Source organism: Flavobacterium facile (genome assembly GCF_036321945.1).
Lineage (GTDB): Bacteria > Bacteroidota > Bacteroidia > Flavobacteriales > Flavobacteriaceae > Flavobacterium > Flavobacterium facile.
In genome coordinates this window covers 1-1,154 of sequence record NZ_JAZAYT010000002.1, presented here as the reverse complement: position 1 = coordinate 1,154, position 1,154 = coordinate 1, and the positions used below count along the sequence as shown (strand labels likewise).

Sequence of the window (1,154 nt, the reverse complement as noted above, 5' to 3'; positions counted from 1 at the left end):
ATAGAATATTTTAAAGGACATGCTGTACTTGCTGTAGTTACATCTTCAAAAGTTAAAGTCACAGTTCCACCACAAGCATCAGTAGCCGTTGCAGTAGCAAAACTTGGTACGGCAGGACAATTAATAGTTGAGATTGCAGGAAGCGGCGCTATAACTGGTGCAGTAACATCTTGCACATTTATAGTTTGCGAAGCTGTTGAAGTATTATTACAATTATCTTTCGCGGTCCAAGTTCTAGTTATAGAATATTTTAAAGGACATGCTGTGCTTGTTGTAGTTACATCTTCAAAAGTTAAAGTCACAGTTCCGCCACAAGCATCAGTAGCCGTTGCAGTAGCAAAACTTGGTACGGCTGGACAATTAATAGTTGAGATTGCAGGAAGCGTTGCTATAACTGGTGCAGTAACATCTTGCACATTTATAGTTTGTGAAGCTGTTGAAGTATTATTACAATTATCTTTCGCAGTCCAAGTTCTAGTAATAGAATATTTTAAAGGACATGTTGAACTTGCTGTAGTTACATCTTCAAAAGTTAAAGTCACAGTTCCGCCACAAGCATCAGTAGCCGTTGCAGTAGCAAAACTTGGTACGGCGGGACAATTAATAGTTGAGATTGCAGGAAGCGGTGCTATAACAGGTGCAGTAACATCCTGTACATTTATAGTTTGCGAAGCAGTTGAAGTATTATTACAATTGTCTTTCGCAGTCCAAGTTCTAGTTATAGAATATTTTAAAGGACATGCTGTACTTGTTGTAGTTACATCTGCAAAAGTTAAAGTCACAGTTCCACCACAAGCATCAGTTGCCGTTGCAGTAGCAAAACTTGGTACATCAGGACAATTAATAGTTGAGATTGCAGGAAGCGTTGCTATAACTGGTGCAGTAACGTCTTGTACATTTATAGTTTGCGAAGCAGTTGAAGTATTATTACAATTATCTTTCGCAGTCCAAGTTCTAGTAATAGAATATTTTAAAGGACATGCTGTACTTGTTGTAGTTACATCTTCAAAAGTTAAAGTCACAGTTCCGCCACAAGCATCAGTAGCCGTTGCAGTAGCAAAACTTGGTACGGCTGGACAATTGATAGTTGAGATTGCAGGAAGCGGCGCTATAACTGGTGCAGTAACATCTTGCACATTTATAGTTTGCGAAGC

Annotated in this window: 1 protein-coding gene; it reads right to left on the bottom strand. The window is 38.8% G+C overall.

The genetic code is table 11. From position 1 onward, the window contains the following. On the bottom strand, positions 1-1,154 hold a 1,154-nt coding region (locus UEQ13_RS00010; protein ID WP_456237513.1), incomplete at both ends, for an HYR-like domain-containing protein.